At 39.3% G+C, this 7,475-nt stretch carries 6 protein-coding genes; all 6 read right to left on the bottom strand.

Features of this window, described 5'->3' with window-relative positions:
* Nucleotides 1-150: 150 nt before the first annotated feature.
* Nucleotides 151-1,398 (bottom strand): glycosyltransferase family 4 protein, encoded by a 1,248-nt coding sequence (locus DP117_RS32780; protein ID WP_169222341.1) that lies wholly within the window; start codon nt 1,396-1,398, stop codon nt 151-153.
* A gap of 42 nt (nt 1,399-1,440) precedes the next feature.
* Nucleotides 1,441-2,346 carry a methyltransferase domain-containing protein gene (locus tag DP117_RS32775; protein ID WP_211176491.1) on the bottom strand — a complete coding sequence of 302 codons (906 nt, stop codon included), beginning with the start codon at nt 2,344-2,346 and terminating at the stop codon, nt 1,441-1,443.
* A gap of 7 nt (nt 2,347-2,353) precedes the next feature.
* Entirely contained in the window at nt 2,354-3,265 is a 912-nt protein-coding gene (locus DP117_RS32770; RefSeq protein ID WP_169222340.1) for a glycosyltransferase family 2 protein, read from the bottom strand.
* Between the two features lie 125 nt (nt 3,266-3,390).
* Nucleotides 3,391-4,437 (bottom strand): glycosyltransferase family 8 protein, encoded by a 1,047-nt coding sequence (locus DP117_RS32765; protein WP_248277948.1) that lies wholly within the window; start codon nt 4,435-4,437, stop codon nt 3,391-3,393.
* Nucleotides 4,377-5,387 carry a glycosyltransferase family A protein gene (locus DP117_RS32760; protein WP_169222339.1) on the bottom strand — a complete coding sequence of 337 codons (1,011 nt, stop codon included), beginning with the start codon at nt 5,385-5,387 and terminating at the stop codon, nt 4,377-4,379. The genes DP117_RS32765 and DP117_RS32760 overlap by 61 nt, the downstream gene beginning before the upstream one ends.
* Nucleotides 5,388-5,578: 191 nt before the next feature.
* Nucleotides 5,579-7,234: a glycosyltransferase family 2 protein gene (locus DP117_RS32755; protein WP_169222338.1), complete on the bottom strand. Its 1,656-nt coding sequence runs from the start codon at nt 7,232-7,234 to the stop codon at nt 5,579-5,581.
* Nucleotides 7,235-7,475: the final 241 nt, after the last annotated feature.

Genomic DNA, 7,475 nt, shown 5'->3' with positions numbered 1-7,475 from the left:
GCCTCCGGTCAGGAGTCGCAATTCTTTATTTATTTCTTCTGAATCAAGAATTGCAGAATTGCTGTTAGCGTAGCGGGGCGTTTGCGCAGCGCCCCCTAAGGGGGCTAGCCCATTCTTCTTCAAACTGATAACTGGTAACTGTTAATAGCTTTATCTCTTCAATATGCTGTTGAAAAGAGATAGATAGCGACGGGCTTGAATTTCAAAAGTAAACTCTCGTTCTACTTTCTGGCGAGCAGAATCTGAAAGTTCTTGATATCTTTGTTCATCTTCTAATATCCATAGAATTCCTTGAATCAAATCTTCAATCTTATAAGGTTGAGCTAAATAGCCGTTTTTTTGATGCTCAATCATGTCAGGCATCCCACCAATTTTGAAAGCAACGCAAGGAGTTCCGCAAGCAATTGCCTCCATGACTGTATTTGGCAAGTTGTCTTCGAGAGACGGTGCAATAAAGACATCTGCGGCTGCATAAACAAGTGATAATGAAATATCATCACTCAATTTACCTAAGTAATGAGATGGAAAGCCTAAATCAATTTGCTGATCACTTTGAGAGGAACCAAATACAACTAATTCCACCCTGTCTCTCCAACTCGACAGTTGGCTTAAATCTCGTAATGCCGATTGCAATAAATGAAATCCTTTTCTCTTGTCAAGCGTTGCTTTTTCTGCACCAAATAGTATGAGTTGCTTAGTTTGAGGTAAATTGAGAAACTCTCGGGCTAGCTGTCGATTAACAGGCTTATATCTGCTGGGATTAAGACCATTGGGAATCACCTCAACACGCATATCCTGAAAAATAGAGCTCATTTGAGCACATTTAGCTAGCCATGCGCTTGGAGAAACAACTGTGAGATTAATTCCTTTCAAAGCTTGAGCTTTACGGTACCATTGCCAACGAGACAAGTCTTTATCTTTCTGGCTACGCAGTTGAGGACAAGCACCACAAGCATTGGTGTAGCGATCGCAATTCTGACTGTAATGACAGCCTCCAGTAAACGCCCACATATCATGAAGAGTCCAGACGATAGGCTTGTTAAACTTCGCAATTGTCTGAACCTCTAAATAACCAGCACAAATCCAGTGCAGGTTGATAATATCAGGGTTGATTTGCTTAACTTGGTGACTCACTGTATCTGGAAGCCAAGAGGGATAGTAGTCAGTCAGTTCTCGCTGGGGATAAAAACTTAACGGTAGTCCACTTAAAGATGGTCTAAACTTGGCAATTCCCTTTTCTAACTTAGTATGTGGACCAATAACTGTCTGATCGTCACTACTTTTAGATTGTACTAATAGTTGGGAAGTGATGCCGATGCTTTGTAAACCTTGATGAAGCCGATATGCAGCCCGACCAGCTCCTCTGCTATCGTAGGTACTCATATGTAAAACTTTCATCTAGGAATTTCCTCATTAAGACAAAGACTAAGTACAAGGCATCTATGCTGAGGGCATCGGCTTCATGCCTTCACCATACAATGAGCCTGGTTTATATGGAGTCCCATCGGCATTAATATCCAAAAGCTCATTACTAAAGTTTGGAATGAAACTTGTATGAGCATCTAAAAACATCACATTTGTAAAGCCAGCCTTTTCAAACAGTTTTCTTAAGCTGTAGCGATCATACATCCATTTGTGCTTTTCACCCAAAGCTGTATCATCTGCGATCACTTGACGAATGTGGTGTGGAATAAACATTTTGATCAAGGCGATATAGGTATATGTGAATTTGTTTTTTAGTTTATTCGTATTGATGTTAAGTATTTTTTGTATGAGAGGACGATTCTGAAAAGAGTCTACCTCTTGCCTGACTTTTACACCTGTCCTTGCTTCAATATAGTTGATTGATGATGAATCATCTTTTTCCAGTATCTGTCTCCAATAAGCTGTCATCAATCCACCACGTTCTGTCCTGACCATTTGATCAAGCAATTCAATAATAATCCATTCGTATTGCTTCCTTGCTTCCTCAGTGTCAATCATGTCCATGATTCTTAAATATTCACGGCATGTTTGCTCTAGGTTAGGAACAACTATTCTTAAAATGCCATTAGGCTTTAAAACTCTAAAGCACTCCTTTGTGACTGTTTCTGCATCTTCTCTTGAAAAATGCTCTATGATATGGCTGTTGTAAACTACATCAATAGAATTATCAGGAAATGGAAGCGGCTGTAAAAGATTGTGTGAAATTATCTCTGGTTGACTAGAATTAAAATCAATGTTGATCCAACTGGTTGAGTATCTATCCCCACATCCAAGATTCAACTTTTTCATACTTTCATTTCTCATTCGGGAACGAGAATCTAAAATACGATAATCTAACGAACTATCCAATTTATTATTCATACCTGACCTAAGGTTTTATAAGTTTTTTAATTTTCTGCTTAAGAGTTTGAAGTACACTGATTTTAAAAACAATTTTTTGTGTCAACTTATCGGCTTCCATATTGCGAATTATAAAGGGTGGGTGCTTTAGAGGAAATTCCATTTCTTCTTTAGGCATATTGATGTAAGGGCTTACTTTACCGGAAATGAAATGAGTCGAGTCTAGACCAAAGCCAATATTAGAAATTAAATTCACATTTGGAATAATCCCTAAACTACTCTGCATCCAGCAGGCAAATGTCCATTGGTAGTCCCATCCTTCAACAAAAGGCTGCTCATAAACAGACTGAAAAATATGACTCCAATACTTCACTACCTGAGGGTCTATAAGGATATCATTGAGAAAACCTTTTGCTTGAATCTCTGGCCAAAGCTTCATGTAAAAGTCATAATGCTGCCAAGCCCGTCTCCAGCTTGCCCAGCCCCAACAGTGGTTGTAAACAGAAAAGTAGTAACTATAATTTGTTCGTCTACGCCCAAACTGAAAGTTTGACCCGGAAATCGAGGCGACTCGGGTATCGTATCTATATTTCTCAAGTAATTCTTCACAAAAGCGAAAAAATGTCGGATGAGGTACACAATCATCCTCTAAAATGACAGCTTCTTCAACATTGCTGAAAACCCAATTTATACCACTATAAACACGTTTTGCACAGCCCAAGTTAACATCTGAGTAATTTTTAATAACTTCGCAATTCCAATCAACTCGCTCAATAATTGCACGAGTCGCTTCGCACTTTTCTGCTTCATCAGGACGTTCAGCACGTGGTCCATCTGCGATCACAAAAAGTTTTGGTGGTTTGGCTTGGCGAATTGCCTCAAATACTTTTTCCGTTGTCTGAGGTCTTTTGAAAATGAGAAATGCTACAGGGGTTTCCATTGTGTCAGGTTCTCAAATTTTTTAATTAAGAAACAAACAAATTTTACAAATGATGTACACTGACTATCAGAATTTTCAGAAGGCAGTTCCAATGAAAAAAAATCACCCTTTATTCAGTAAGCAGTCTACCCACAACTAAAGTTTTTCTTAAAACGAACAGCCTTTTGCACCCCGCAGTATCCCTGATACTTTTCTTTGTAAAATTGTATTTTTTGTATAATTTTTCTCCAGATACGCCTCCAGATTGTCCACCGCCACCCTACCCACGGTGTCATGTCTAAATAATGAAAAAATAAGTCGTTTGCTGGATGATATACAGTAGAGTTCCAAGGTTTACTACTGGACGCAAAATGTATAATGTAGGGTTCTTTTAGAGCATTTGTAAATTCTTCTTGTGAAAACGGGCTATCTTTCCAAGAAGAGTTATTGTATATGCTTGGAAGCTGATTCCATCTAGGTTCAAGTTCACCCCATTTACCTGCAAGCACAGCATTTAGTCCATCTTGATCGTGCCAACGAATATGTTGTTTGTTGTCTTCAAGATACTGAATAACTTGTGTACTAGTGCTTTGCTTTCGCATCTTCTCAAGATTGAGAACCAAAACTCCCGCGTTGAAGTATTTATAGTCTAAGGGAATTCCCAGTTCTTTATAGTTTTGTAGCCCATAATAAGAAGATACATAAGGTATTCCTGAATCTTGAACTGCTAGTAGATAGTTGTTTTCTATATTGATATCCCATAATTTCCCCAAATCACCCTGTACTATTAAATCACTATCTAGATAAATTGCTTTGCAATAATTATCTGGTAGAAGGATAGGAATAAGTATTTTATAATATGTTGCCACTTTGATATGACCTGATACTTTCATATTATCAAGTATGTCATCAGGTGGTTTCAACCATGTGATAATGCATTGCTTTGAATCACTGACTTTTAAAATTTTATTTTTATTTTTTTGACTAATGCCTCCATCAATTATAAAAAAAGTGCAGAGGCGATCGCTTCTCACATTTTCCAAAACTGAGCGAATGACTACTGCCAAAGGCATTGCATACCTATTATCGGCAGCGCAAACAATAATAATAGATTCTTTTGTTGAAGTAGTCATTATTTTACCTTTATCATGACTCGACGGGCCAAACCTTGGGAGACAAAATAAACTAGCCATCCAATGACTTCTAATGACAGACTACATTTGAGTGCTTCTCGAATTTGTACAATTGCTGTACGTATATCACCGATGACAAGCATTTGCGATGCGGTTCTCAGGGCATGTTGTGCAGAACACTTCCTGTTTGCCTTTAAAAGTTTGCTAACAGTACTTTTGGGCATGTAAGCAGGTAGGTAAGATTGAACAATATCAAGACCTTTTCGTACCTCTTGCATATTTTCACCAGTGCGCACGGTACGTCCACTGTTGGATGCTGAACGTAGCCGATACACTGCTAACGGCTCAACATCGTACCAGACTGGGTATTTTGTAGCAATTCTTACCCACATTTCCCAGTCTTCGTAGTAATAGGCAAAGCGATTATCAAACCCTCCAAGTTTTTCATACACGTTCCGTTGCACTACGATGGACGGTGTTTGGATACATTGTCCAATCACGATTCGTTCCAACCAGTTGTCGAGAATCCCACTTTCAGGTTGTAACAACTCAGAAATACATTGCCAATGACCATTCTCATCCATAAAGACATGCCGACAGAAGGCTGCACCTAGCTGTGGATGTGCATCAAAAACACTTTGCATCTTGTGGTAGAAGCCATATCGTACGCAATCATCTCCATGTAGTAGGTGAATGAGTTTTCCTCGCGATCGCTGGATGCAAGTATTAAAATTCTTAACATGTCCAACGTTCTCTGGTTGTTGATAGAACCCAACACGACCACGACCAATTTCTTCTACAACTGCTTTTGGGTCATCTTTAGTGGAGTGGTCATCAACCACTTCGATTTGCATCACCTCTGGTCCTGGGTCTTGAGCTAAGATACTTGCTAATGTCTCCCGTAGATAATTTGCACAGTTGTAGGTGGGAATCATGACCGACCAACAAGGTCGTGGAGTTTCTTCTTTTACTGGTGTAATTAAACACCTGTGATGATGTTGCTCGCTCATGAGGTTCTATGACAATTTCATACCAATAAATATTTTCAGCCCAAATTTTTCAGTCAATTTTCAGTAAACTTATTTTTAATTTAAGTGCTAAATGAAACATATTAAAAACTTTTCAGCTTAAGGAAGCATAAAACAGATTAGTCCTAGAACTAGTTTAATAATTGCCTAGTAAATTCCTCTTACAGGGAATTTCATAACTTAATCTCTGGTTTAACTGCCCTAACTGTGATTAAAACCGGATAGGCAGGATCACAGTTATCCAACTCTTGCTTGTGCAACTCTTTTATTGCCAAGCCTTGTAAAAAGGCAGTTGCTGCTAGCACATTTCCATGAGTCTCGACCTTCACATTTTCCTTTGGGAAGACTTCTTCAAACAACCGTTGTGCTGATACAGTTGTGAACCCCCAACACCAGCAAGAATCCCATTCATCGTCGCTGAGTGAGGTAATACTTGGAAGAGTGACGAGTGCAACTCCACCTGGCTTGAGAATACGGTTTATAGTCTGCAAGCCACTCCGTACATCGTAAAGAAGTTGAAGGGTTTGCGTCAGGATAAGACAGTCAAAGCTATCTGATGGAATATTGTCACCCTTGCTGAGATCACCAACTATTGTTGCATCTGGGTTTCCTTCTTTGACGTGAAGGACATCGCTTTTTGTAACGCGTTCGCCTCCAAATTTACAAGTGTAGAAGTTATCCCCTATTTCCATAACCCATCCATGAATATCATCAGATTGACAAGCAAGAAATTTTTCAATGTAGTAACGGTCGATTGGTAGTCCTCGATCATAGCCAAACTGCCAACTGATTGGTTTGGGTCGTCGCAGGTCACCAAATTGTACATGTCCTACCGGAGGATAGTATGTTTGTCCAAGCGATCGCACCAACAAACGCTGTAAAAAGACAGGCAATGTTTTTTTGGCTATTGTTTTAAGTTGATTTTTCATAAAAAATTTCAATTTTTGAGTACGTTTTGTTGCGTGATACAAAATTGGATGTTGATATGGGTGAAGTGCTTTTTTAAGTGCTTGCCAAATTTCGAGGTCCTTAACTTCTTGTTCTAACAAATACTTTTCTAGCCATTTCAAGAAAATCAATTCAGCAGGATTTAGTCCATAAGGATTATATTCTCCTGACTTTTGGGCAATATGACAGCAGCTATCTGGGTGTTGTCGATACTTATCCCAACACCCACTCTCAACGAAAACAGGTGCTTTAAGATATACTTTTGTAAAAAAAATTTGATCTTCGTATATGAACTGAATTGACTCGTCGAAGCCACCGACATCTTCTACAACCTCACGTCGCAATAAGACACTACAAGTAGCTGGTGTGGAAGCTTTGCGTTGTAAAAACAGAGTTAACAGCTTTGGCGGTTTCATTAAAGTATCAAGCTGAACACCAATTTCTCGTTTCCAATTGCGTTGAAAATCATCAGGTTTACCCGTCCAGCTAAACCACATGAGAGTCGGTCCACAAACCATACCAATCTCAGGTTGTGCTATCAAAATTGATATTTGCCGTTCCAGTTTTTGTGGTAACCAAATGTCATCTGCATCTAAAAAAGCAATGTAGTCGCCTTTTGCATGGTGGATACCCAAATTGCGCGAACTACTCTTGCCAAGATTTTGGTGATTCTCATGTTCCAGATAACGCACCTTAGTCGGATTTTTTTGTGCATACCGCAAAGCAATTGAAGTGCTAGTATCAGTTGAACCATCGTCTATCAGCAAGAGTTCCCAGTTGTGATATATCTGAGAAAATACGCTCTCTATTGCTTGCTGAATGAACTTTTCGGCATTTAAAAAGTTCATGATCACAGAAACTAGCGGTGTGTGATTTTTCATCGTGCTGCACCTACCCGCCATTAAACTTTTGGTATTTGTTTTTCAATATTTGTTATTTTGTGTTATTTCTTTAAAACAGTACACAGTGAAGGACTCAGGAGTCAGGAGTCAGGAGCGGAGCAAGGAAAGCTCCGCCTCCGGTCAGGAGTCGCAATTCTTTATTTATTTCTTCTGAATCAAGAATTGCAGAATTGCTGTTAGCGTAGCGGGGCGTTTGCGCAGCGCCCCCTAAGGGGGCTAG

Origin of the sequence: Brasilonema sp. UFV-L1 (assembly GCF_012912105.1) — a bacterium.
GTDB lineage: Bacteria > Cyanobacteriota > Cyanobacteriia > Cyanobacteriales > Nostocaceae > Brasilonema.
The sequence above is the reverse complement of the archived record's forward strand: the minus strand, read 5'-3'. Positions and strand labels throughout refer to the sequence as shown.

Bases quoted from the DNA above. Each gene is read 5' to 3' on its own strand.
- DP117_RS32780 (WP_169222341.1), bottom strand. From the start codon at position 1,398: ATGAAAGTTTTACATATGAGTACCTACGATAGCAGAGGAGCTGGTCGG.
- DP117_RS32775 (WP_211176491.1), bottom strand. From the start codon at position 2,346: ATGAATAATAAATTGGATAGTTCGTTAGATTATCGTATTTTAGATTCT.
- DP117_RS32770 (WP_169222340.1), bottom strand. From the start codon at position 3,265: ATGGAAACCCCTGTAGCATTTCTCATTTTCAAAAGACCTCAGACAACG.
- DP117_RS32765 (WP_248277948.1), bottom strand. From the start codon at position 4,437: ATGGCTAGTTTATTTTGTCTCCCAAGGTTTGGCCCGTCGAGTCATGAT.
- DP117_RS32760 (WP_169222339.1), bottom strand. From the start codon at position 5,387: ATGAGCGAGCAACATCATCACAGGTGTTTAATTACACCAGTAAAAGAA.
- DP117_RS32755 (WP_169222338.1), bottom strand. From the start codon at position 7,234: ATGAAAAATCACACACCGCTAGTTTCTGTGATCATGAACTTTTTAAAT.